This window comes from Chryseobacterium sp. HNCC26DJ240 (assembly GCF_057180485.1).
Window position 1 is genome coordinate 250,566 of sequence record NZ_JBXUGK010000003.1, and the last position, 24,404, is coordinate 274,969.

28 protein-coding genes are annotated in these 24,404 nt (G+C 35.0%); 14 read left to right on the top strand and 14 right to left on the bottom strand.

Annotation, left to right across the window (positions count from 1 at the left end):
* Positions 1-21: 21 nt before the first annotated feature.
* The gene (locus AC2A1G_RS07290) at positions 22-489 is read right to left on the bottom strand and encodes an energy transducer TonB (RefSeq protein WP_484046261.1); all 468 of its coding nucleotides are present in this window, start codon (positions 487-489) and stop codon (positions 22-24) included.
* Between the two features lie 150 nt (positions 490-639).
* Between AC2A1G_RS07290 and AC2A1G_RS07295 the strand changes: the two genes are divergently transcribed.
* A complete protein-coding gene (locus tag AC2A1G_RS07295) occupies positions 640-1,026 on the top strand; it encodes a ribosomal maturation YjgA family protein (protein WP_484046262.1) in 387 nt (128 codons plus the stop codon).
* A gap of 248 nt (positions 1,027-1,274) precedes the next feature.
* Here the strand turns inward: AC2A1G_RS07295 and AC2A1G_RS07300 are convergent, their stop codons facing one another.
* The 4 genes from AC2A1G_RS07300 to AC2A1G_RS07315 are packed head-to-tail and all read right to left on the bottom strand — an operon-like array spanning position 1,275 to position 4,444.
* A complete protein-coding gene (locus AC2A1G_RS07300; RefSeq protein ID WP_484046263.1) occupies positions 1,275-2,192 on the bottom strand; it encodes a YARHG domain-containing protein in 918 nt (305 codons plus the stop codon).
* Positions 2,189-2,827: a DUF2306 domain-containing protein gene (locus AC2A1G_RS07305; protein WP_484046264.1), complete on the bottom strand. Its 639-nt coding sequence runs from the start codon at positions 2,825-2,827 to the stop codon at positions 2,189-2,191. The genes AC2A1G_RS07300 and AC2A1G_RS07305 overlap by 4 nt, the downstream gene beginning before the upstream one ends.
* A gap of 4 nt (positions 2,828-2,831) precedes the next feature.
* The gene (locus tag AC2A1G_RS07310; RefSeq protein WP_484046265.1) at positions 2,832-3,230 is read right to left on the bottom strand and encodes an energy transducer TonB; all 399 of its coding nucleotides are present in this window, start codon (positions 3,228-3,230) and stop codon (positions 2,832-2,834) included.
* 11 nt (positions 3,231-3,241) lie between these two features.
* On the bottom strand, positions 3,242-4,444 hold the full coding sequence (locus AC2A1G_RS07315) for a BaiN/RdsA family NAD(P)/FAD-dependent oxidoreductase (protein WP_484046266.1): 1,203 nt from the start codon (positions 4,442-4,444) through the stop codon (positions 3,242-3,244).
* A 283-nt stretch (positions 4,445-4,727) separates the two neighbouring features.
* Here AC2A1G_RS07315 and AC2A1G_RS07320 point away from each other — a divergent pair, with 283 nt between their 5' ends.
* The 3 genes from AC2A1G_RS07320 (at position 4,728) to AC2A1G_RS07330 (ending at position 6,672) form a co-directional block, all read left to right on the top strand.
* Positions 4,728-5,222 (top strand): acyl-CoA thioesterase, encoded by a 495-nt coding sequence (locus tag AC2A1G_RS07320; protein WP_484046267.1) that lies wholly within the window; start codon positions 4,728-4,730, stop codon positions 5,220-5,222.
* Positions 5,223-5,268: 46 nt separating this feature from the next.
* The gene (thiL, locus tag AC2A1G_RS07325; RefSeq protein WP_484046268.1) at positions 5,269-6,333 is read left to right on the top strand and encodes a thiamine-phosphate kinase; all 1,065 of its coding nucleotides are present in this window, start codon (positions 5,269-5,271) and stop codon (positions 6,331-6,333) included.
* A gap of 66 nt (positions 6,334-6,399) precedes the next feature.
* A complete protein-coding gene (locus tag AC2A1G_RS07330; protein WP_484046269.1) occupies positions 6,400-6,672 on the top strand; it encodes a CPCC family cysteine-rich protein in 273 nt (90 codons plus the stop codon).
* 39 nt (positions 6,673-6,711) lie between these two features.
* On the opposite strand, the gene AC2A1G_RS07335 is transcribed toward AC2A1G_RS07330, so the two are convergent.
* Positions 6,712-8,841, bottom strand: a complete 2,130-nt coding sequence (locus AC2A1G_RS07335; RefSeq protein WP_484046270.1) for a carboxy terminal-processing peptidase — start codon at positions 8,839-8,841, stop codon at positions 6,712-6,714.
* 214 nt (positions 8,842-9,055) lie between these two features.
* Here AC2A1G_RS07335 and AC2A1G_RS07340 point away from each other — a divergent pair, with 214 nt between their 5' ends.
* The 8 genes from AC2A1G_RS07340 (at position 9,056) to surE (ending at position 16,596) form a co-directional block, all read left to right on the top strand.
* A complete protein-coding gene (locus AC2A1G_RS07340) occupies positions 9,056-9,406 on the top strand; it encodes a hypothetical protein (RefSeq protein ID WP_484046271.1) in 351 nt (116 codons plus the stop codon).
* Between the two features lie 26 nt (positions 9,407-9,432).
* Positions 9,433-10,044, top strand: coding sequence for a hypothetical protein (locus tag AC2A1G_RS07345; RefSeq protein ID WP_484046272.1), 612 nt, complete (start codon positions 9,433-9,435; stop codon positions 10,042-10,044).
* 63 nt (positions 10,045-10,107) lie between these two features.
* A complete protein-coding gene (locus AC2A1G_RS07350; protein ID WP_484046273.1) occupies positions 10,108-10,590 on the top strand; it encodes a DUF4280 domain-containing protein in 483 nt (160 codons plus the stop codon).
* Positions 10,590-11,891: a hypothetical protein gene (locus AC2A1G_RS07355; RefSeq protein ID WP_484046274.1), complete on the top strand. Its 1,302-nt coding sequence runs from the start codon at positions 10,590-10,592 to the stop codon at positions 11,889-11,891. Before AC2A1G_RS07350 ends, AC2A1G_RS07355 begins: the two co-directional genes overlap by 1 nt.
* Positions 11,892-11,992: 101 nt before the next feature.
* Positions 11,993-13,669 carry a hypothetical protein gene (locus AC2A1G_RS07360; RefSeq protein ID WP_484046275.1) on the top strand — a complete coding sequence of 559 codons (1,677 nt, stop codon included), beginning with the start codon at positions 11,993-11,995 and terminating at the stop codon, positions 13,667-13,669.
* A 5-nt stretch (positions 13,670-13,674) separates the two neighbouring features.
* The gene (locus AC2A1G_RS07365; protein ID WP_484046276.1) at positions 13,675-14,652 is read left to right on the top strand and encodes a hypothetical protein; all 978 of its coding nucleotides are present in this window, start codon (positions 13,675-13,677) and stop codon (positions 14,650-14,652) included.
* A gap of 10 nt (positions 14,653-14,662) precedes the next feature.
* Positions 14,663-15,622, top strand: coding sequence for a hypothetical protein (locus tag AC2A1G_RS07370; RefSeq protein WP_484046277.1), 960 nt, complete (start codon positions 14,663-14,665; stop codon positions 15,620-15,622).
* Between the two features lie 203 nt (positions 15,623-15,825).
* Positions 15,826-16,596 carry a 5'/3'-nucleotidase SurE gene (surE, locus tag AC2A1G_RS07375; protein ID WP_484046278.1) on the top strand — a complete coding sequence of 257 codons (771 nt, stop codon included), beginning with the start codon at positions 15,826-15,828 and terminating at the stop codon, positions 16,594-16,596.
* Between the two features lie 147 nt (positions 16,597-16,743).
* Here the strand turns inward: surE and AC2A1G_RS07380 are convergent, their stop codons facing one another.
* From AC2A1G_RS07380 to AC2A1G_RS07395, 4 genes are read right to left on the bottom strand one after another with little or no spacing between them, the layout of a single operon-like run.
* Positions 16,744-18,147: a radical SAM protein gene (locus AC2A1G_RS07380; protein ID WP_056027646.1), complete on the bottom strand. Its 1,404-nt coding sequence runs from the start codon at positions 18,145-18,147 to the stop codon at positions 16,744-16,746.
* Between the two features lie 10 nt (positions 18,148-18,157).
* Complete coding sequence (locus AC2A1G_RS07385) at positions 18,158-18,364, bottom strand: hypothetical protein (protein WP_484046279.1); 207 nt, start codon at positions 18,362-18,364, stop codon at positions 18,158-18,160.
* Between the two features lie 9 nt (positions 18,365-18,373).
* Complete coding sequence (locus AC2A1G_RS07390) at positions 18,374-18,607, bottom strand: hypothetical protein (protein WP_484046280.1); 234 nt, start codon at positions 18,605-18,607, stop codon at positions 18,374-18,376.
* The gene (locus AC2A1G_RS07395; protein WP_484046281.1) at positions 18,604-19,368 is read right to left on the bottom strand and encodes a prolipoprotein diacylglyceryl transferase; all 765 of its coding nucleotides are present in this window, start codon (positions 19,366-19,368) and stop codon (positions 18,604-18,606) included. Before AC2A1G_RS07395 ends, AC2A1G_RS07390 begins: the two co-directional genes overlap by 4 nt.
* Positions 19,369-19,437: 69 nt before the next feature.
* Here AC2A1G_RS07395 and AC2A1G_RS07400 point away from each other — a divergent pair, with 69 nt between their 5' ends.
* Positions 19,438-20,478 carry a GMP reductase gene (locus tag AC2A1G_RS07400; protein ID WP_484046282.1) on the top strand — a complete coding sequence of 347 codons (1,041 nt, stop codon included), beginning with the start codon at positions 19,438-19,440 and terminating at the stop codon, positions 20,476-20,478.
* Positions 20,479-20,550: 72 nt separating this feature from the next.
* Here AC2A1G_RS07400 and AC2A1G_RS07405 read toward each other — a convergent pair whose 3' ends face one another.
* The 4 genes from AC2A1G_RS07405 to AC2A1G_RS07420 all read right to left on the bottom strand — a co-directional run bounded on the left by AC2A1G_RS07405 (position 20,551) and on the right by AC2A1G_RS07420 (position 23,716).
* A complete protein-coding gene (locus tag AC2A1G_RS07405; protein ID WP_484046283.1) occupies positions 20,551-20,724 on the bottom strand; it encodes a hypothetical protein in 174 nt (57 codons plus the stop codon).
* A 21-nt stretch (positions 20,725-20,745) separates the two neighbouring features.
* Positions 20,746-21,489, bottom strand: coding sequence for a 3-oxoacyl-[acyl-carrier-protein] reductase (gene fabG, locus AC2A1G_RS07410; protein WP_056027660.1), 744 nt, complete (start codon positions 21,487-21,489; stop codon positions 20,746-20,748).
* Between the two features lie 107 nt (positions 21,490-21,596).
* Entirely contained in the window at positions 21,597-22,274 is a 678-nt protein-coding gene (gene rsmI / locus AC2A1G_RS07415; protein ID WP_484046284.1) for a 16S rRNA (cytidine(1402)-2'-O)-methyltransferase, read from the bottom strand.
* A gap of 2 nt (positions 22,275-22,276) precedes the next feature.
* Complete coding sequence (locus AC2A1G_RS07420; RefSeq protein WP_484046285.1) at positions 22,277-23,716, bottom strand: hypothetical protein; 1,440 nt, start codon at positions 23,714-23,716, stop codon at positions 22,277-22,279.
* 60 nt (positions 23,717-23,776) lie between these two features.
* On the opposite strand from AC2A1G_RS07420, the gene AC2A1G_RS07425 reads away from it, so the two are divergent.
* Positions 23,777-24,361, top strand: a complete 585-nt coding sequence (locus AC2A1G_RS07425; RefSeq protein ID WP_262150167.1) for a thymidine kinase — start codon at positions 23,777-23,779, stop codon at positions 24,359-24,361.
* Positions 24,362-24,404 lie beyond the last annotated feature (43 nt).

Consider the following 24,404-nt stretch of genomic DNA (forward strand, 5'->3'; position numbering starts at 1 on the left):
TGCCGTTTTTGTTTTTGTAACCTAATATTTTCTCAAGCCAATAGGAATATAGAAAATGTAGCGTACCGGTTTGCCTCCAACTTTGGCAGGTTTCCAGCGTTCAAAAACTTTTTTTACCGCTTCTTCGCCTGCTGCAGCGTGCTTTTTATTTTTACTGATGGCAGCATATCTTCTTACATACCCATCTTTTTCTACGATTACATAAATGGTGGTGCTGAATTGTTCTTTATTTTTAATGTCAATAATCGGCATATTCTCAGAAACTCTGTATAAATAGGCTTTTTTACCTCCCGGAAATTCGGGTTCCTGGTCTGCAACGGTCACCACATCTTTCAGGTCGAGTCTTTTCTGCAACTCGGCGTAATCTGGTAAATCTTCTACAGTTTTTGCGGCTTGTGGTTTTGCCAGAGTATCAGATTTGGTTTTTGTCTGTGCCTGCATATTTGCGCCAATTGAAGCAAACATCAGTATCATCAACATTTTTTTCATTCGATTTCTTTTTTTTTGCAAAATTAGAATAATTATCAATAAGGCTTTCGTTACAAAAAAAATGCCTTAAAAACTTTTCTCTTAAATTTATATCAATAAAATTGGATTTTTTTTGGTAAATAATTTATGTTTGCAATAAATAAACATGAAATGAAAATTAAATTTAGTCTGGGATACCTTTTGCTCACTATTCTACTTTTTTGTGTAGAAGTTCTTATTGCAACAGTTTTTAAAAACAATTTCTTTGTGAGAGCTTATTTAGGCGATTTAATTGTGGTGATTTTACTCTACACTTTCGTAAGAACTTTTTTAAAAATAAACAGCATAAAACTGATTTCCGGAATTTTCCTTTTTTCCTGTCTGATTGAATTTGCACAATACTTTAATATCGCCGAAAAATTAGGCTTCAAACCCAGAAGTCTGATGTACATCGTGATTGGAAATTCTTTCTCGTGGATTGATATTCTTTGCTATGCTGTTGGCTGTATGCTTCTATTTATCCCGGTTTATCTGAACAGAAATACCATGAGCTTCTGAAAACCGAAGAAAATCATTGCAACAGCGGCTGATAAAACTATTGAGCCTACAAGACCATAAAGCCAAAAGGTTAAATATTTCTTTACTGAATCGTTTTCTATGACCTTTATTTTCCAGACTGATGTGATGATAAATCCTAAAAATATCTGAAAAAGTATTACAATAGGTAAAAAAAGTAAAATTGCAAAGTCGCCCAATTTCCCCATGAATAAAGATTTTATTTATTTAAAAGTCTGATTTGAAAAAAATTATCTTCCAAACTGATCATATTTATCTTCCGCATATTTGATGAAGCGATTGAGAAGAACTACATTCTCTTTTTCAGTTTTTGACAGCTCATTATCTACATTATTTGAAACCGGAATATACCAGTCTGTCTGTTCAAAAAAGTATCTGTAAGTAGGTTTTTTGAAGGCATAACCGTGTCTTGCAAAAACTGCATTCTTGATGATTTCCATATCAAGTTTTCTTAGGTTTTTAAGATCTTTTTCAGTCAGCTTCTGTTTTGAAGCATTGATTTTAAAAACTGCATCAGAGGCAAATCTGTTTTTAGAAGTTGTGTAAGACTCTGTATGACCTTCATCATCGGTATATTTCTCTTTAAATTCTTTAGGATTTTCCCAATCGATAAGATCGGAGGTTTCGCTAAGCATAAAATTTGGATTGTAGACGAACTCTTTTTTAGCCAACTTCAATTGCTTTACAGGAACATTGATGCCCGTTTTTTTATAAGCTGCCCAACTTCCAGACATCGAGTCTTTATAGATTTTCACCTCAAATCTTCCGTCTGTTTTGTCATTTCCCGGTTCATCGAGAATAAATGAGTTGGCAGTTTCATTAAAAACCCCTCTGAAAGGCCTTTGATTTCCGTTGACAATACTTTGCCCGTAAACCGAATCCTTTGTAATTCTGTTGATTTTTAAAGAAAGTTTTCTGTAATCTATTCCCTCATAGCTTTCATCAAATTCTCTGTCATAGACTTTTCCTTTTCCAAAAAAATCGCCGGTGTAAATTCCATACAACTCTTTGTGAATTTCAGGAACTATGACAGAATCTTTCTTTTCTGCCATACTTTCATTAGGTGATTTTGTTGCTTCTTTTTCTTTTTTACAACTCACTAAAGTTGCAACTGAAAACGCAAGTAGCGATAATTTTACAATTTTCATATCTGTTTTTTTCTGATTAAATATTCTATTAAAATGATGTTTGGAACCCAGCCGAGCCATGCAATAATTTCATAAACATCCATCGGGTTTGGATGAAATAAATATACAATAATTACCTTCCAGATTCTCAAAGTAAGCGCAGAAACTGTAAGGGCAAAACTCCGCCACATCCATTGTTTATGTTGTTTAAATCTTTTTTGTCGTGCTAAATGATATGCTTTAAATGTCGTAAACCACCACAGACAGCCTAGAATTATGAATGATGTTTTGGCTAAAATTCCTCCATTGGCAAAAATTCCCATGTAAATTCCGGAAGGTGCTGCAAGGAAAAGAATCAGAAAAATATAAATTTTCCCGGCGTTTCTGTGAAAGTTTTTTAAGCCGAAATCTTTTCTGATAATGGCTAAAAGCCCTGCCAGCAAAACAAAAATACTGGTATAAACGTGAGTATAGAAAAACCAAAGATATTCAGGTCTTCCTTCCACTTCGGTCTGTTTGATCATCAGGAAACTCACATCTGTTTTAAGCGGAATGTATTCTAAAGTGATTTTTAACATCAGCCAAAAGAAATACACGAATCCTGCAATGAGAAGGATTTTTAGAAAGCTGGGAATGTTTTTTTTGAGGGAAAGCATCTATTTAATCACTTTGAAATGTAATTGTCATTGGTAATCTCCAGTTAGAATCGGTTGGTTTACCATCAATCTTTTTAGGAACCCATTTAAACTTGTTCAATTCATTAATCGTGCGCTCCATTTCATTATTCATAGAAATATTCTTTCCTGTTGCTTTTATATCAGTGATTTTTCCTTCTGAAGTAATTACAAAAGTAGCTACAGATTTGATTACACCTTTTCCATTAATTTTATCACTATCAAAAGTTGTATAAAATTTATTCCTAAAACCGTATAATCCCTCAGAAAAAGGGTTTTCATAAACAGTATCAACATTCTCATTTTTCTGATTAACCGAAACATTTTCTTGGGAAAATATTTTAATGGTAATCAGTAAGAAAAATAATGCTAATAATTTTCGCATGACACAATTGTTTACAAATTATTCAAATCCTGCGCAATCAGCCAGGCTTCACTCCAGCATGCCTGAAAATTAAAACCTCCTGTCACAGCGTCAATATTTAAAACTTCTCCGGCAATGTAAAAATCTGGTAAAAGTTTTGAAGACATATTTTTGAAGTTAATTTCCTTTAAATCAACTCCTCCTGCGGTTACAAACTCATCTTTAAAAGTTGATTTTCCAGTTACCTGAAATTTCTTTTTACAAAGGTTTTCAATGATGCTCTGCATTTCTTTTCCTGAAATCTGCGCAACCTGTTTGTTAACATTTACATTTGAAACTTCCAGAATTCTTTGCCAGAAACGGTTTGTCACATCAAAAATTTTCGATGATCCAATTGTTTTCTTCGGATTGGATTGTTTAAAATTAAGAAATAATTCCTCTGCCTCAACCAGATCTTTTGAAATAAAATTCACCTCAATTTCAAAATTATATTTCACTTTTGCCAGATTGATAGCTTCCCAAGCGGAAATCTTCAGAATAGCAGGCCCCGAAAGTCCCCAGTGTGTAATTAAAAGTGGTCCGCTTTCTTCGGTTTTCAGTTTTGGAATTGAGGTCTCTGCCATTTCGAAACTCGTTCCCAATAGGTCTTTCAACAAATCATCTTTGATATTGAAAGTAAACAGTGACGGAACAAGATCAATAATTTTATGCCCTAAATTCTCAATCATCTTTAAAGATTTCGGCGAACTACCGGTGGAATACACCACAAAATCCGCTTCAAAATCACCTAAACTGGTTTTGACTAAATATTTTTCATTCAGCTTTTCAATTTCCTTAACGGAACATTTTGTTTTAACTTCAACATTTTTCTTCTGGATTTCATTTAAAAAAGTGTTGATAATCGTCTGCGAAGAATTGCTTTCAGGAAAAACCCTGTTGTCGTTTTCTATTTTTAAAGGAACATTTCGGTTTTCAAACCAATCCATTGTATCGCCAGGCTGAAATTTGGTGAAAACACTCAGCAATTCTTTATTTCCACGTGGATAAAACTGAACCAATTCTTTTGGATCAAAGCACCCCTGAGTAACATTGCAACGTCCCCCACCAGAGATTTTCACCTTCTGAAGAACGTCTGAATTCTGCTCCAGAATTGTGATTTTATATTTTTTTTCGTCAAGATTGGCTGCACAGAAAAACCCTGCTGCACCACCTCCGATAATGATTATTTGCTTCATAGTTTTGAATTGGCCACAAAAGTCACAAAAGCTTTCCGTTTTTTAAGTTTCTGAAAGATCAAAAAGGGATTCTGATCATTCCGTCTTTTCAAAAAATTTAAAAGCTTTATGTAAAGGATTATTTCTGCAAAACTACAATTTTTATAAACCATCTTATTTGAGTAATTTTGTGACAATAAATCAACTGCTCAGGCACAATCCTTTTTTGAACTTTAATAAGCTAAATTTTAGCTTCATCATGTTTATTTAACTTTGTGACTTTTGTGGTTTAAAATAAATTTAAATGACTTTCTATCATACTTTTGAAGTTCGCTGGAGCGATCTGGATGCCAATAAACACCTTGCCAACTCTTCTTATGTACAGTATTGTGCACAAACAAGAATGGCTTTTATGAAAAAAGAAAAAATGGGTGTTACCCAAATGAGCCGCTGGGGAATTGGCCCGGTGATCATGCATGAAAGGTTTTCATTTTTCAAGGAAATTTTTGCCGATCAGAAAGTGATTGTAAGTCTTGAGATCGACGGTTGCGCAGAAGATGCGGCTATTTACCGTTTTGTACACAAATTTTATCTTCCTGACGGTTCACACTGTGCAACCTCAGAAGCCACCGGAGTCTGGATCGATACGATGCTCAGAAAAATGACCACTCCACCGGACGATGTAGTTGAAGCGATGAATAAATACAAAACTGCGGACACCATTTTGATGACGAGAGAAGATTTTAAGAAACTGCCTTTCCGTCCGGAGAATATTGATCCGCAAATATTCAATGTCTAAGATTCAAAAATATTACTTATTACCAATTACTTATTACCCATAAAAAATGTTTGAAGATAAAGAACCAGAATTAACGCCCATTTCCAAACTAGGAGAATTTGGCTTGATAAAACACCTTACACAGTTTTTCCCAATCGTTAATGACTCTACGGAGCTTGGCGTTGGTGATGATGCGGCTGTGATTAATCCCGACGGTAAAAAAGTCGTTTTGACGACCGATGTTTTGGCTGAAGGTGTACATTTTAACCTTGGATATGTTCCGTTAAAACATTTGGGCTACAAAGCTGTTGTTGTCAACCTGAGCGATATTGCTGCAATGAACGCAACACCAACTCAAATCTTGGTTTCATTAGCTGTTTCCAACCGTTTTCCGGTGGAAGCTCTGGAAGAATTATATTCCGGAATTCAGGCGGCGTGTAACCATTATAAAGTTGACTTAATTGGCGGAGATACAACAAGTTCCAACGCTGGTTTAATCATGAGCATTACAGCTATCGGACTAGAAAATGAAGAAAATATTGTTAAAAGAAGCGGTGCCAAACCGAATGATCTTTTGGTAGTAACTGGGGATTTGGGAGGCGCTTACATGGGACTTCAGATTCTTGAAAGAGAGCATGCCGTTTTCCTTGCAAATCCTGACATGCAGCCTGAGATGGACGGTTTTGATTATATTTTGGAAAGACAGTTAAAACCTGAAGCAAGAACTGATGTTAAAGCAACTTTGGAACAGCTGGATATTAAACCTACCTCAATGATTGATATTTCTGATGGTCTGGCCTCAGAAATCCTGCATCTTTCAGATCAATCCAAAGTGGGTTTCAGATTGTATGAAGAGAAAGTTCCGATGGATAATTTAACGATTACAACAGCGGATGAATTTAATTTAAATCCTGTAATGACGGCGTTAAGTGGTGGAGAAGATTATGAATTATTATTCACTATTTCTCCAAATGATTTTGAAAAAATGAAGAACCATCCTGATTTTACCATTATTGGTCACGCCGTTGAAAAGGAGGAAGGAAACTTTATGGTGGCGAGAGGTTCAAACCAGCTGGTGGCTTTGACGGCGCAGGGTTGGGATGCTTTTTTGGGTAGTCAGCAGAATGATTAGAATTTAATTTTAAATATTGTAAAGCCACTGCATTTTTGTAGTGGTTTTTTTGTTAATTTTAAGTTTATGGATGAAAATAATAATGATTTAAATGTTCAATGCATTTGTTGCGGATATTTTTCTTTAGAACAAAAAGGAGTTGCAGAGATTTGTACTGTTTGTTTTTGGGAAGATGACGGCGAAACTGAACTAGATGTGATAAGTAATCCAAATGTGATGACTCTAAGAGAAGGTAGAGACAATTTTTTAAAATTTGGAGCTCACGATAAGCAATTTATAAAAGATGTTGTTAAAAATCCTGACACCAAATTTAAAAGAGAAAAGCCTTCTATATCTTAAATAAAAAAAGCCAGCTAATTTTAGCTGGCTTTCTAAGTTTTATATTTTCTTACTCATATCTGCAATGATGTTCATCGCTTCCTGAAGGTAAGTATCTTTTCGGAGATTCTTTACCCAGATTTCAGACTTCTTTTTGAAGGCTTCATCCTTTTTCTCTCTTTCGATTTCGGCTGGATACATATTGAATTTCAATCCGTTATCAAATTTAGTTAGAACTTTGAACTTTTCGATCTGAGCTTTTCTCTGTTTCATCAAATCGTTGAATTTTGTCATATTCAAAGTAATGGTTTTCTCTTTATCCAACTGCTCTCTCCACTGTGCAGACTCCATTAACAGCTGATAATTGGTATTTTTAGCCATTCTTGCGTTGCTCGCAGCTTCTAATGCTTTCACATCAAAAATATTCAGTTTTTCATACTTTGTTGGCGGAATTTTGTCCCAAGCCAAAGAGAAATCATCATATCGCTCTCCTATTTCTGCGTAGCTGAAGAAATCATTCATCTTGATATCAGAAACGATTCCTTTTCTCTGGTTAGATTCTCCCGTAATTCTGTAAAACTTCTGAATCGTTAGTTTTAATGATCCGAAATCATCTTCTGTATTTAAGAATCTGTTTAGATCAACAAAAGTCTGTACTGTTCCTTTTCCAAAAGATTGTGGAGAACCAACTACCACAGCTCTGCCGTAATCCTGCATTACACCTGCTAAAATCTCAGATGCCGACGCTGAAAGTTCGTTTTGCATAATTACCAACGGGCCAGTCCAGATTGGAGTCTCCTGCTTGTTTTTCAGTGTTTGGATTTTCCCGTTGGAATCTTTTACCTGAACGTAAGGACCCGCATTCATAAATAATCCCATGATGTCTCCTACTTCCGTTAATGAACCACCGCCGTTATTTCTAAGGTCAAGAACAATTCCTTCGATATTCTGAGCTTTTAACTTGATGATTTCATTTTTGATGTCGTCAGAAGCGTTTCTTCCTTTTGCATCTTCAAAATCAGCATTAAAGCTTGGCAAATTGATGAAACCATATTTTTTTCCGTTCGGAGAATTGACGATGATGCTTTTCGCAAAAGTATCTTCAATAGCCACTTCTTCACGAATCATGGTCACTTCTCTTACTGTACCGTCTTTTTTCTGAACCGTTAAAGTTACCGGCGTACCTTTTTCTCCTCTGATTAGACGTACAGCTTCGTCAGAAAGCATTCCTACAACATTTACGTGGTCTTCCTTCGGCTTAGATCTAACTTTTAGAATTTTGTCGCCTTCTGAAAGTTGCTTAGACTTCCAAGCCGGAGCTCCAATTGTAAGTGCACCTAAATATAAATTTCCTTTTTTCTCCTGGATAATAGCTCCGATACCGATTACTTTTCCGGTAAACTGAGTATCAAAATCTTCTTTATCTTTTGGCGAATAGTAGTTTGTATGCGGATCAAAAACTTCTGTGTAAGAATTCATGTACACAGAAAACCAATCCATTTTCTTTCTCTTTTTGAATCTTGTGAAGGTTTCTTTAACCAAATCTTTCACCTCATCAGTTGCTTTTTGTATTTTTTGCTGAGGCGTAAGAATTTCAAGCTTGATGGTATCTTTCAGTTTGTATTTCTGTACAGAATCTTTCTTTTCTTTTTGTGCATCATACTTGCTGTTCATAGATTCAACTTCCTGAAGAATGTTGTATTTGATGTACTTTCTCCATTCGTTGTACTGCTCGGTTTTGTTGGCAGGAACCACTTTATCTTTCGATTCTAAAACCAAAGTTTCATCTTCTTCAAGATTAATAGGTTTGCTGAAAATATCCTGGGTAATTTTATCGATTTCGTCTACTCTTTGGTACAATCTGTCGATTGTAAGTTTATAAAACTGCAAATCTCCCTGATTGAGATAGTCATCAAGTTTGGTTTCGTGCTTTGCAAATTCTGTCATATCAGACTGCAGGAAATATCTTTTTCCGGGATCTACCATTTCAAAATAATGTTTGTAAACATCTTTTGAATAGGCATCGTTGATGGGTTTCGGGCTGTAATGAAGATAAGAAAGTGTGTTTTTTACACTCACCATTATCGTCTGCATCTTTTCGTCATCATTTTTCGGTGAATTGAAACAAAACATCAAGCTTGTTAATGGAATGAGGAGTAAAAATTTATTCAGTTTAAAATTTTTCCACATAAATCTTTAAGGTATAATATTATTTTCTAAAAATTGTTTGCTAATAAGTGTGTAAAACCATGAAGCTGTTACAAACTATCAAAAGTAATACCTTATTTAGAAATATCAAGCAGTTTTAAGTATTTTTTAATAGCAAATCTCAACAAATTTTACTGTTAAAATATTTCAGTTTATTGGGATAATTTCTATTTTTGTGTAAACACAAATGACATAAATGAAAGAAATTACTCTGTCCAAAAAAGAGTTGCAGCACCGACTCAACAGCATAAAGATCAATTCTGAAGGCTTGAAGCCCCGAAAATACGGCGTTTCTGTAAAATACTTTTCCGGAAATGAAGCAAAACCATACAAACGCATCGACTATGAAGTGGTTGCTGATTTACAAATTATCGATGGCACTGGTTTTATTCGTTTTGATAAAAAAATATTTTCTACAACCAGCAAAGCCCCGATCTCATTAACGAAATTATTTCCGATAGCATTACAAAATCAGTCTATCCAGTTGAAACCACGATTAACGAAAGAGGAAATTCTACCCATGAAATTTTTAATCATGATGATATAATTAATCGCTGGAAGCAGAATAAAGAATTGTTATCTGAAAAATATCAAAGCAAAGCACTCGATGAATTTTTTGCTGTAGCCGACCTGAAAATCAATTCAAAATCGATGATTGAAAGAAGTTTGCAATACGATTGGTTCTGGAATTTATTTTTCCATCCGAGACTGATCAATTATGGTGATTACAGACAGGTTGAAACAGAATTACTCTTATCTGTCATTCCATATCAGGCTCCTGTAAGGTTTCATGGAGTTCAGACGATTGAAAAGATTCCGACGGATTATCATTCTTTTGTGATCCGGTTTGAAAGTAATGAAATAAAAGCTCCTAAGTATTTCTATCCCAAAAACAGTGCAGATGATTTTACACTTTATATATCTCTGCGGGTAAAGTTTGATTCAGATCTTTACCATCATTTTCCGATGCATACTCGCGCTACAATCCATGTCTATTCTAAAAATCCGGATGACTCGAAACTGATTTCCAAAAAAATTATATTTACGATGTATCAGATTGATTCTGATGGGTATCAAAACAAAACATTAAGTGCGGAGAGTCCTTTTATTACCGGCGGTTTGGTGAAACTTCCACCCAATAAATGGGGCTTTGACAATTTTGAAAACCTGGAAAATAATTGGTAATTGTCATTTTGTATTGAAATAATTATTATATTTATATACCACAATTACAAAATAATAAACACAATGTCACTGAAAGAAAAAGTAGTACAGGGGGCGATCTGTATGTGCAACTTCGGCACAAGTCCCGACACACTAAAAGTTCTTACGCAGAGCAAATACTACCTCAACGATTACGAAGGAAAACAAAAACTGGCTGCGACACATAAAGATATCGGGCCAACTTTTGAGAAAAATACTTTCGGTCCCTGCAAAATGCAACCCACACCAGGAGGCTATAACCCCTGCCATGCCATTGTCACAGAATGGAGCGGCTATCATGAAAAAGAAAAATACTCCCCTCCCGATGGCTACATACTATTGGAAGACAGCAAGGCAACCTGCCCCATTGGCGGTAAAGACTGCATAAAAATCATTAAAACAGGACAGATTGGAGAGCCTACCAAAAGGAATTTTGAGAATGCTGACAGTGAGTTGCTGTCGCATGTGAATCCTTTGGTGGATATGGCGAATTATGAGAAGAAATTAGAAAATAAATCTGAGTTGTGATGGGATCTAAAGGTATTCATACTTCTAAAATTGAGAAATCAAAAGAATATTTTATTGCAGACCGCAAGGGAAACTATGTTGAGTTTAAAAATCTACATTCTGAAATAACTGTTTATGTTGATGAGCAATGTTTATTTCCTGACACTGTAAACCCAGTTGAAACATTAAAAAAAATTAAATGGATCATTATAGATGAGATTGTGTGGATAAAACTCATTGAAGAATATAATAAGGAAAATGGAAAGAAATCACAAGGAGATTCTGCATTTTTCAGTAAAATCAAATCACATATCATAAAAGACTTTTCTGGCTCTAAGATAACGGTCAAAGGCTCAGATATTGAGAATATTACTGCAGGAAATACTTATCTGCTAATGCCTTATACAATCTATCCTGAAGATATGTATTACAATCAAAATGTAAGATTAATATTCTTAAAAGAACCTTGTATAAGATATTTGTTAGTAAATCCACCAACTTCAAATGAAGCAGATCTTCCCTCAGGATCTGATTCTAAATTACATTTGTACGGAATGTTCGCCAAAATAGATATGAGTACTCATTTGTTACCTGACTTCAGAAAAAACAATAGCATTCAATATAAAATGATGGGCACTGTTTTCTTTATTAACGAAAATAATGAAGAAATCACGGTAGATGTTTTTGAGATAAAACTTGAATCTTCTGAAGGTACTTACAATATTTATAAAAATTTTAAGGTGTATATCAATCCGACTTGGAGGGATATTGAAGGTACACATCCAAAAGAACATCAATCGCAGAAATTTTTTATAAAAGTTTTTGTGGTACAGTCAGATACTTCCTTCTCACTAATTAACAATACCTCATTGGATTATAATGAAACACTGAAAAATCAATTGAATCCTCCAACCTATAATACTGTAAAAGATTTTTCTGTATGGCGATACTTTGATAAAAACGAGGAAATATGGGTAGATCTTAATGTGCAGCCTCATATTGAAGTGAGATGGGATACAATGCAAATGATCTTTAAACAAATAGAAGTTATAAAGAATAATCAGATACAGTATATTGGTGATATACCATTCAGTACAAAGGAATATGATCCTTGTGGATACAAAAGTATAACCATTCAAGAAGAATTCGGTGATACTGACAAAAAAGAACTGGAAGAGAAAATAGCTAAGCAGGATGAAAAACTATCCGAAAAAAAGTTACAAAACACGAGGCGGCAAATAATAAGAAAAAAATTTCGGCTGCCTATGAAAATAAGCGAAGACTTCCTCTTACAATTTTTGACGAAGATAAATCGAGTATAGATCAAACACAGAAGATTTTTGATATTATTTCAGGGGAAAATAAAAAATCGATTTCGGTAAAAGTTGGTGGACTGAGCAATAAGAAAGTCTTGTGTAATGGTTTGTTACTAAAAGATGGGCAGAAACACGAAGATAAAAAAAATGTCTTCCAAATAGAAAGCATGGTTTATTCTGCCTTGAGATTTGTTAACGGAGACTATCAGAAAGAACAAGATAAGAGTGATGACACAGATTATGACGTTATAAAAAACACCGACAATTCAAAAATTCGTGAAGTGCATTCTGTTTTAAATTGGAAAGAAAATGATGACTATGAATTTATTGGAGAAGATGAATTAAAACTTAATATAGGCTATCATTACATTAAACATCTGACAACATTTAATAAAGAAATAAATCCAAACGTTATTGGTAATCTATTTGAGGAAGCCTGGCTTTTTAACTACTTCTTCCTCAATTATAAAGAGCAAAAGCAGCTTTATTATTTACCGGTCTCAACATGCAGATATCCTAATCAAATTGTAAAAATAAATGTATTGCCAGATATAAAGTGGACCCAACTGTTTAAATTTAATTTCAAAAAAGAAGATTGGGATCAATTTGAAGAAGTTCATGATTATGAGATTAATGCATTTTTAATTGAGACTACACAAACTTCGCAAGTAAATACATCTGGCGGAACAACTACATCACGCAGGAATACAACATCGGCTGAAGTTTCGTTACGTCGAACTACTACTTTGGAACCTGTACAACGAAAAGGTGGTATTAAAAGACTCATCGAAATTCTTAAAAGAGTAGAAGTAAGCCTTACCGCTGAATGGACGGATGAATCTGCAAATATAAAAAGCAGAGACGTAATTGAGGGGTTCTACAAGCCCATCTATGATTTTTATAAAAAAATTACTGACATTTCAAAAATCATCAGTGCTATTACAGAAGGAGAATCAAATGATGAAGATAGGGAAAAGAAAAAGTTGCTGGATGCAGAACTAAAAAAAATGGCCGGTAAAAGAGATACCAAAGAAGTGGTTGGCGGTATTTACGATATCATGACAGCTAAGACTGTCGAAACAGAATTGGTTTATCCTTCAATAGGATTGGCTTTGTCATGGTATTATGGTGATGCTTATCATAAAGATAAACCTGAATTTACAGGCAAAAAAGCTTTAGAATATAATTTACAATTAAAAGCAAACCCAATTGTCGGCATAGAAACAACAATCAGTTTCTTGGAGATGCTTGCTAAAAAACATCCTATAGCCTATATTATTGTAAAAGTTATACAAGTGGGAATTTATCTAGCTGGAGAAAAAAACAGTATAAAAGTTTCATTAGCTATAACCGGAACATTAAATTTTGAAGGAAATATTCGTTACAATACATTATCAGGAAATTCATTTAGCAACCATTATTCAGCCAAAAAAGAAAAAATGGCGAGTCTCACGGGTGAGGTAAGTGCTGTATTGGAAGGTTCAATAAATATTGAATTAAATAAATATCAGATTATCACAGAATTCAATGCTTCAGGTGAGTTTAAAATTGGGGTAAAAACTAAAATAACACCGGGTGCGCATTTGGCATCTGATACTGATGGAATGTTTTATGAATCCGATTTAGATTTTGAAGGTTTTACCTTTTATCTTAAAGCCGAAGGTAAAGCAGAATTTTTATTTTTTGGAATGAAAATTTTCGAATGGGAAGACAGTTATGAACCTGAACCTTGGACGGTGGGAAAGGCTTATATTGCATCAGAAAAGAAGTATATAATACAATAAAAATCATGAGAAATAAATCAATTTTTAAAATTTTATTATTAGCAAGTTTGTTTGAAGTCACTTTACAATCATGTGCACAAGACAAAAACAACCAAAAATTAGACATCAATCAAATGGAAAAAGATATTATACAAAAAGAGTTTGGTCACAGTTTTTATTTGAAATATGACCATAACAATTGTTCTTATGAAATTTTAATTAATGATGTTCCTCTTATCACATTTTATGGATTAGGGGAACGGTCAACCGGAGCTAAAATAAATCAATATATGTTAAAGCCCGGAAAACAGGAAATTACAATACGAATGTATCCAAAGAAGATTGAAGATACTAAGTTTAAGGAAAGCTTAGACTCTTCTTCTTTTATTAAACTTAAACTCACAAAAGCAAAATCAGGAAGTTCCGCCTGGAACTGGTCAAAAGAAGGTCAAAAAGAAGGTCAAGAAACAGAAGTATTCAATTATCAAACACCAAAGATAGAAAAAGATGTTCCTTTTGCAGAGTTTAAAATTCCTTTCGAGGCAACAAAAGATGAATTAACATGGGAAATAAAAGGTTGGAGCGAAAGTCAAACATTAGCAAATAACGAAGCATTAAAGAAAGAAGTCTTTGAGTTTTATAATAATTTTCAACAGATTATCGAAAATCAGAATAAAGATGGTTACATAAATTTACTTGGTCATTCGATTTTCGAAGAAGCATCCGCAGACACATGGCGCAGTAAAGACTTTATTAGACTGGCTATGGAAGATTTAAACAGCAAACCCATTCCCAAACAAAGATTTTTATTTCCAATCAATGAAAAAACCGCAGAATTAAAATTTTACGGAAATGGCAGAGTTGTAACTTTGGTAAGCAGAGATCCACGTTCTTATGGCTATTCTCCATTAGTGGCAAAAGCAGAAAAAAGCAATTTTCCTATCGCATATACTTTTTACCTGCATAAGCCAAAGGGGAGCGATAAACTGGAAATTATACGGTAAATAAATAATTTTGAAAAAACTTTTAAATATCGGGATCAAAATAGTAGGAATTATATGTTTAATTGCTACAATCATCATCTCTATTATTGCATATACTCAAAAGATAGAAATTATACCTACTTACTTGGCTATTATCTTTTGTGGAATTTTATTTGAAAGTTTTAGAATTTCAAAAGAAAGCAAATCAATCTTTTATGTTTTATTATGTGCTTATTTTATTAGTTTAGTTGTTTTCCTTCCTACTCAAGGAAATGGTGTTTATCATTTTGAAGAAAGAATTAAACGATTACCATATGTTATATGTTTTTTCTATTTAATAATTTTAGTTGCTTCCCATAAAAAAATAATAATCCCTAGACTAACCGAAGGGGTAACCTTACTGCTTTCGCTTTCTATTATATATTGGTTATTAAGTAAGCAATTGCTAAATTTTGAAACCTGGTACTCATCAATAATCACAATAGTTACTTTATTAGTATCATTATTTTCTGTCATTAATGGATTGTTTTTACTAAAACTTTCTAAATTAAACCGTTTAATATTAAGTATTTGGAGTACAATTATAGTATTTGTAATAGGTGTAGATAATTTTATAGAGATGGATTATATTAGTTTTGATGATCAGAATGGTTTTTCTGATTCATTTAAGATTGCTATTCAACATTTTCTTTTTGGGATGAGTAGTATTTACTTAGTTCAAAACTTTTTTTTATTATTGCTGCTAATACCATCGAAAGAAGATCAAGACAATATTTTGTTTCACGAAAACATCAGAGATCATTACGGTCGGTATTCTGAAAGTCAAGTAAAAAGACTCTTTTCTATTTTTTGCATCATATATTGTTTTGTATTCTTTTACCTAAATCATATCCTAAAATTTTTACCGATAAATACAATTATTTGGATCGTTACATTTACATTTCCAGTTGTATTAAATGTAATGATAAAGATTAACAATAAAAAAAAGTGAGTTCATTGATTAATGATAGATTGGTTTGTTTGTAGAAAAAAAAGATAATCAAATTATTAGATTAGACATTTTTTTAATATTTAACTGCTGACGATTATACCCTCAATAACTAAAAAGTATCTCAATAATTTTAACAAAACCTTCACCCCACCCTTTCAAAAATCAATTTCCAATTCATTACTTTTGTTAAAACTAAATTTTTTATGGAAAAACCACTTATTCTGGTAACCAATGATGATGGAATTACGGCTCCGGGTATCAGAAATCTTGTAGAATTTATGAACGAAATCGGAGAAGTAATCGTGGTAGCTCCCAATTCTCCCCAAAGTGGAAAAGGTCACGCCATCACCATTAACTCGACTTTAAGTTTCGAAGAAGTACAGCTTGAAGGTCCTCAGAAAGATTATTCGTGCAGCGGAACTCCCGTTGACTGTGTGAAGATGGCTTTAGATAAAATTCTTCCGAGAAGACCGGATTTGGTGGTTTCAGGGATTAATCACGGTGCCAATTCTTCAATTAACGTCATCTATTCCGGAACGATGTCTGCAGCTGTGGAAGGCGGTGTGGAAGGACTTCCATCGATTGGATTTTCACTTCTGGATTTCAGTTGGGAAGCAGATTTTACGCAGGCTAAAGAATACATTCAGAATATTGTAAGAAAAACACTGGAAAACCCAATGCCTAAAGGTGTGGTCTTGAATGTGAACATCCCTAAACTATCGAAAGAAGAAATTAAAGGGGTAAAAATCTGCAAACAGGCCAACGCAAAATGGGAAGAAAGTTTTGACGAAAGAATCAATCCGCACGGTAAAAAATATTACTGGTTAACAGGTTATTTCAATAATATGGATGAATCTGAAGATGCTGACGAAACTGCCTTGGCAAAAGGATTTATATCAATTGTCCCTGTGAAATTTGATATGACGGCATACGAATATATGAATACGCTGAACGAGGTGATGAAGTTTGATTAATTACATCTTCCAATAATCATTTTGCCACGAATTCACGAATTAATTATACAGTTTTAGTATAAATTCGTGCATTCGTGGCAATAATTTTATAACTGGTTTTTATTCTCAATCATCTGTGCAAATCTGTGAAATCTGTGAGACACTATTTTAAAACAAAACCCTATCCTCCTTTCTCAATTCCTCCAAATATTTAATTTTATCATCACGGTAAAACAGATTCATCGTTTCAAACGGAATCATTTTTAAATCTTTATTCACTATGTGGACACAGGATTTTTTGATGGCACGAACATCAAAATCATGAGCATCCATAAAATTCATAATGATAATTCTGAAAAGATTATCGTAATCTAAATTCGGAGCGGAAACTTCCGGGAGACAGCACAATAATTGATTTACTTTAGGTTGCACTTGATCTACAGAAATTCCGGTACTGAAAATGTCTAAAAGCTGCATCTTTAAACCTTCATCCTGTTCATAAACAATCGTGTTTTTGGTTTCATTATTCAGCAGATCAGCAGGATTAATGTATCTTGTTAAAGGAATCGTTTCACCTTCCAGCTTTAAAATATACCCCATCGCCAAAGCATCCGGATTACACGGAACAGGAATAATATCATCGCCATTTAACAGCGGAAATTGATTTAATATTTCCTGACGGACTTCTGTTAACGTAATTTTTTCATGTGCAGAATCTTCCCTGTTCCTTCCTGCCACTTCAACGGGCTGAAAGGTAATTCCTCGGACGCACTTCTGTTTTAGTGCAAAATCAATCAGCTTACCGATTTCATCGATGTTTTTGTCTTTTTGCAGAACAATTACAAGTGTCGTGGAAAGATTTAACTCATTTAATTTTGCCAAAGCTTTCATGCGGATATCCGTCAGATCTTTTCCTCTGAAATCTTCTAAAACTTCAGGTTTAAAAGAATCAAACTGAAGATAAATCTCAAATTCCGGAGCGTAAGTCGCCAGTTTCTCAGCAAAACCGGGATCATTCGCAATACGGATTCCGTTGGTATTCAGCATCAAATGTTTGATTGGCTTCGTCTTGGCGATATCCATTATTTTAAAAAATTCCGGATGAATTGTGGGCTCACCTCCACTGATTTGCACCACATCGGGTTCGCCCTCGTTTCTCACAATCGTGTCAAACATAGCTTCGATTTGCTCCAGACTTCTGTGGCTTCCGTAGTGCGGCGAAGACATCGCATAACAGGTCGGACACGTCAGATTACAACGGTCGGTAACCTCAACAATCGACAGACAGCTGTGCTGCTCATGATCTACACACAATCCACAATCGTACGGACAGCCATATTCCACATCGGTTCCGAAATGAACGGGCATTTCCGAGGCCTTATTGTAATTTCTGATATTTTTGTAATACTCAACATCCGAAGCAATCATCGTCTTAAAAAAGCCGTGATCCGGACATCTTTTGGTCATAAAAACCGCTTCATCTTCAATGATGATCTTTGCACCTACCCTTTTCAGACATTCGGGACAAAGGCTTATTGTGTAATCGTAATAAGTATAATTTCTAACCGGCATAATTTTTAATTTAAAGTGCTCCACCGCAGACCATCCCGCTTATAATCAGAATAAGAAGGGCTGCTATTGCAATCGTCTGCCAAAACTGTTTTGAAGAAAATTCCTGCTTTCTCCAATGAAAAATACCTTCTGTGATTTTTGCAATGACAAAAGATATAAAAAAAACTATAGCTCCTCCCATTAAAAGAAGCATCAAAATTCCAAAAATGATTCCCATTTCAATTTTTTACATTCCTCCGCAGACAACTCCGCTTATCAATCCACAAATCAACATTGAAATAAGAACGGTTGTCCAAAATTTACTTTTAGAAAATTTTCGTCCTTCTTTACTTTCATAAATAAGTTTTGCGAAAACGGCCACGATCAATGATACAACGAAAGCCACCACAAGAATTATCAGAATGATCATTGCGACCAACCCCTCTAAACCACCAACTTCCAAAAGTGTCAGCATTTTCATAATGTAATTGTGTTTTTAGGTTTTATTAAATTTCTCTCTGTTTTTAATACATAAATATAATAAATAATCATTGAAATACAGACCAGTTGAATTGTTCCCAGATTTCCGATAATATCAACTTTAGGTTTAATAAAATCTAAAAGGAATCTGAACGAAAAGTAGCTCAGCATGAAAAGTTTAAACAGAAATCCCGAAACATATTTGTTTTTTCTCTGAATCATATTTAATTCGAACCACATGAAGAGTAAAAAAGCAATTTCATACAACGCAACGGGATGCCTTAGATATTCATCACCGAGATGCATTCCGAAGATTGATGTTGTGGGTAAGCCATACGTTTCTTCATGAACGCCCGTCAGAAAACAGCCGATTCTGCCGATGATCATCGCTAAAATTAAAGGATAAACTATCAAATCTCCTGTACTTTCTTTATGCCTGACCATCTTTTTTGCGAGTTCAACACCAATCAGTCCAAAAGCTAAACCACCGACGATGGTGTTATTGGTCCAGAATCTTTTGAAGTTAAAATCATTAAAGAAAACAGCCGGATTTTCAAGATTTCCGATCAGTTTTGAACCAATCAAAGCACCTGCCGTTGCACCAATCAGAACCGCAGCTGATGTATTGAAAGATAGTTTTTCGGGAGATTTTCTTTTTAAATAAAAATAAAAGCGCATTCCAAGGAAAATTCCCAGCGTTTCAAGCACGGGATGTGCAAGAATTGTTTTGCCAAAAATCTGAAAAGTAACAGGGAAATCCATGATTTCAAAAGTAGTATATTTAAGGTAAATTATTAATTTTAATATTTAAATAAAATAAATTTCACCAAAATGCGAATAGAAAACGATATAAAACTCGGTTTTAAGGACGTTATGTTCAGACCGAAACGTTCCACTTTAAAATCCCGTTCTGAAGTCAATCTTGAAAGAGAATTTACCTTCCTTCACACCCAGAAAAAATGGAAAGGAACCCCAATTATCGCTGCGAATATGGATACGGTGGGAACTTTTGAAATGGCTGTGGAGCTGGCAAAAGATAAAATTATCACGGCTGTACACAAACATTACACTGTTGAAGAGTGGTCAGAATTCCTTGAAAATCAAGACACAAGCATTCATCAGTACATTGCCCTAAGTACCGGAACCGGAAAAGCGGATGAGGAAAAAATTAAACTCATTCTTGATAAGCATCCTCAAATTGAATTTCTGTGCATTGATGTGGCGAATGGTTATTCAGAACACTTCGTTCAGTTTGTCAAAAAGGCAAGACAGGATTTCCCTGATAAAGTCATCATTGCAGGAAACGTCGTAACCGGCGAAATGGTTGAAGAACTGCTTTTGGTAGGTGCAGACATCATCAAAGTAGGAATCGGTCCTGGCTCGGTGTGTACGACAAGAGTGAAAACGGGTGTCGGCTATCCCCAACTTTCAGCAATTATTGAATGTTCTGACGCAGCGCATGGTTTAAAAGGCCATATCATCGCAGACGGCGGCTGCAAAGTTCCTGGCGATGTTGCCAAAGCGTTCGGCGGCGGAGCAGATTTTGTAATGCTTGGAGGAATGTTTGCGGGACACGACGAAAGTGGCGGCGAAATGGTGGAAGAAAACGGAAAAAAATATAAACTTTTCTACGGTATGAGCTCTAAAACCGCAATGGATAAACACGCCGGAGGTGTCGCCGAATACAGAGCTTCCGAAGGTAAAACGGTAAAAGTTTCTTATAAAGGTTCGGTTTCAGAAACGGTAAAAGATATATTAGGCGGTGTGAGGTCAACCTGTACTTATGTGGGTGCTTCGACGTTGAAAGAATTGTCTAAAAGAACAACTTTTATAAGAGTTCAGGAGCAGGAAAATCAGATTTTTAATGATTGAAAAATGTAAAATCACGAATCAATTTTCACAATTTTAAAAGCAAAAATCCCGAAAAATTTCGGGATTTTGTTGTTATTTGTTTTGAGTCTTCGTGTAATTCAGAATTAATAACAGGCTGAAAAACAAGCATCCTAAAATCGCTGTTAAAAAAATTAAACTCTCCGGCTTTTCCAGATTTCTTACGGCCACAGAGCCACTCCAAATGAGAAAAGCGATGCTGATCAAACCTGCAGTTTTGTTTTTCATGGTATATAGTTTTAGTTTTTTCTATGTCAACATTCCTCCGTCAACGTTCAGAACCTGACCGGAAATATAGGAAGACATTTCGCTACCGAAGAAAACGCACGCATTGGCTACATCTTCCGGCTGTCCGCCTCTTTTCAAAGGAATTCCGTCTCTCCAACCCTGAACGGTTTTTTCGTCAAGAGCTGCCGTCATTTCAGTTTCGATAAATCCTGGAGCAATCGCGTTGCAACGGATATTTCTTGAGCCTAATTCCAAAGCGATAGATTTTGTGAAACCAATCACTCCAGCCTTTGAAGCAGCGTAATTTGCCTGTCCGGCGTTACCTTTTACTCCAACTACAGAAGTCATATTGATGATAGAGCCTGATTTTGCCTTCATCATTGGCTTAATAACCGCTTTCGTAAGGTTGAATACAGAATCTAAATTTACTTTGATAATCGTGTCCCAGTCGTCTTTAGACATTCTCATCAAAAGATTATCTTTTGTAATTCCGGCGTTGTTTACTAAAATATCGATTTTACCAAACTCAGCCATCACATCATCTACCAGTTTTTGTGCAGCATCATAATCTGACGCATCAGACTGATAACCTTTAATTTGAGTAACAGAACTTAAAGCAGTTTCCAATTCTTTCGCTTTTTCTACAGATCCGGCATAAGTGAAAGCTACTTTCGCTCCCTGTTGAGCAAAAATTTCAGCAATTCCCTTCCCGATTCCTCTTGTAGCTCCGGTGATAAGTGCTACTTTTCCTTCTAATAGTTTCATATATGATTAATTTTTTTGAACCTTAATAATTCGATGGGTATAAATTATCCGGTTTGCAAAGATATTATTATTTGTTGGGTGTGTTAAATATAGGTTTTAAATTTCTTCTATTTCACAGCATTATTCACAATCAGTACAATCTCTCCTTTTAAAGTTTTACTTTTAGAGAATTCAATTAATTCATTGATTGTTCCTCTTTTGGTTTCCTCAAATTTTTTCGAAATCTCTCTACTCAAACTTGCTTTCGTTTCTTCCCCAAAAAATTCTTTGATCTGCTCTAAAGTAGTATTAATTTTATGCGGACTTTCGTACAGAACAATCGTTTTTTTCTCTTCTGCCAGCTGCTTCAGCTTGGTTTGTCTTCCTTTTTTCTGTGGAAGAAAACCTGCGAAAAGAAACTCGTTATTCGGTAAACCTGAAACCACCAAAGCCGGAATTAAAGCCGTGGCACCAGGAAGGCAAATCATTTCAATGTCGTGATCTGATCCCGCTTTTGCCAAAAGATATCCAGGATCTGAAATCCCTGGAGTTCCTGCATCAGTTATGATCGCAATATTCTGACCGTTTTTTAAGTCTGAAATCACTTTTTCAGTAGCCTGATGCTCGTTGTGAAGATGATATGATTTTAAAGGTTTTGAAATTTCGTAATGTTTTAGCAAAATTCCCGACGTTCGGGTGTCTTCACATAAGATATAGTCCACCTCTTTCAGCGTATTGATCGCTCTGAAAGTCATGTCTTCAAGATTCCCGACGGGTGTGGGAACAAAATACAGTATTCCGCTCAAAATTATATGAATTTATTTTCTACCAATACCCAAAGTCTTTGGGCATACTCATCTACCTTTTCCCAGTTTTTGTCGTAATACAGCTCGCTGAGATATTCCTTAGCTTCATCAATATTTCTGCATCTGTTCAGTTCAGAAACCGCATTATTCAAATCTGTCTGGCTTCCTGCGAAAAGTACTTTTGTAAAGGCAAGTCGGTCATTCAGATCCAGTTTAAATTCCGGTCTCTGCTTTTCAGCTTCCATAAAATCTGTCGGCATATTGTTTTTCAGCAGACTTCCGGTATCTTCTTTAACGACAGGTTTTACTGCAGCCTGCTCAGTTTTCTGCTCCGGAATTTCTCTTTCCAGAGGATCATCATCAAACAAAGTCTGGATATTTTTCAAGCCTCTGATGTTGGCCAGTTTTATTTTCTTTTCCTGACGATACGCTTCGATATTCTCAAAACTCTCGTCAGAACGTGGATTTTCACTTAGATTTTCAGATTGCGCTTTATTGATTTCAACAATTTTTCTGCGGTCAGAATCTTCACTTTTAACTTCAGTTACTTCTTCAGAAACGTTACTGTCTCTTTTAATTTCACTTAAAATAGATTCCACATTTGAACTTTCAGAAATCATTTCATCCTGTGCTGGAGTGAAGCTTGAAACATATTCATTTTCAGTCTCTTCAATCAAAATATCATCTTCATTCTGTTCTGTGGCAAAAATATCGTGGATGGTATGTGTTTCCGTTTTGGGAGCTTCAGAAATTCCGCTTTCTTCTGCATTTATTTCGTTTAACTGATCATTGAAAACCTCTTCTTCCTCCGTTACTTCTTCGTCGAAAATTTCCTCGCTGATATCGTCGTCGTTATCCGGTTCAGAATTTTCCAGAATCCTTTCTTCATCTACAAAACTTAAGACACGGTCTGTACTTTCGGGCTCTTCTTCATCAATTTCATTGAGTTGATTGTTGAAAACAGCCTCTTCTTCCAATTGTAAATGATCTGAAATTTCATCAGAAACAAAATTCACATCTGCTTCAGGCTCATTTTCTTCGGCAGCATTGACGATGTTTTCATGGAAATCACTTTCGATAATTTCATTCAACTGATTGTTGAAAATAGCTTCTTCTTCCTCAACTCCGGATTGAGTTTCCGGCTCAATGTAGGCTTCGTTTCCAATTTCGTTGAGCTCATTATTAAAAATCGCTTCTTCCTCAGTTACCGGATCCGGCATTAGGAAATCGCTTGGTTTATTATCAGAAAACGCTGTATTTTCCTGCCTGTACTGTTCCAGATTTTTATTCAACAACTTCAATAAAGCAATTTTTTCAGCCAAATCATCCAAGAGATTCTGCTTCGAAATCAATTCGTCAACATTGTTTGTTTTATCCAAAATACCGATGATATTTTTGGACTCAAAAAAAATCTTATCCTTTAAATCTTGAATGTTCTGCATCGTAGATTCTTATTAAAATTGCTTACTTTTGATGTTAAAATATTACGGCTAATTTAACAAATGTTTTTAGAAAATACAATTAATCATTCCAAACAGAGCGGTTGGATGGAAGTTATTTGTGGCTCAATGTTTTCCGGAAAAACCGAAGAGTTGATCCGAAGACTGAGAAGAGCAGAAATGGCGGGGCAGAATGTGGAAATTTTTAAACCAAAGACCGATACAAGATATTCTGATGAAGATGTTGTTTCGCACAACAAAAATAAAATCCGAAGCACAGCAGTACAGAATCCTGACGAAATAATTTTGTTGGGTTCAAATTGCGACGTGGTGGGAATTGATGAAGCTCAGTTTTTTGACGAAAGCATTGTGGAAGTAGCCAATCAGCTGGCAAATAGCGGAATCCGTGTAGTGATTGCCGGTTTGGATATGGATTTTCTGGGAAGACCTTTCGGACCAATGCCTAATTTGATGGCAACGGCGGAATATGTGACAAAAGTTCACGCCATCTGCCGGCGAACAGGAAATTTAGCCAACTATTCCATGAGAACATCTTCAGGAAAAGACCTTGTAGAGCTTGGTGAAACAGAAGCTTATGATGCTGTGAGCAGAAGGGTTTTTGTGGAGGAAGTTTTGAACAGGAAGTGAGGTTAAGGCAAATTTAATTTATTTGAAATTAATTTTTAAATCT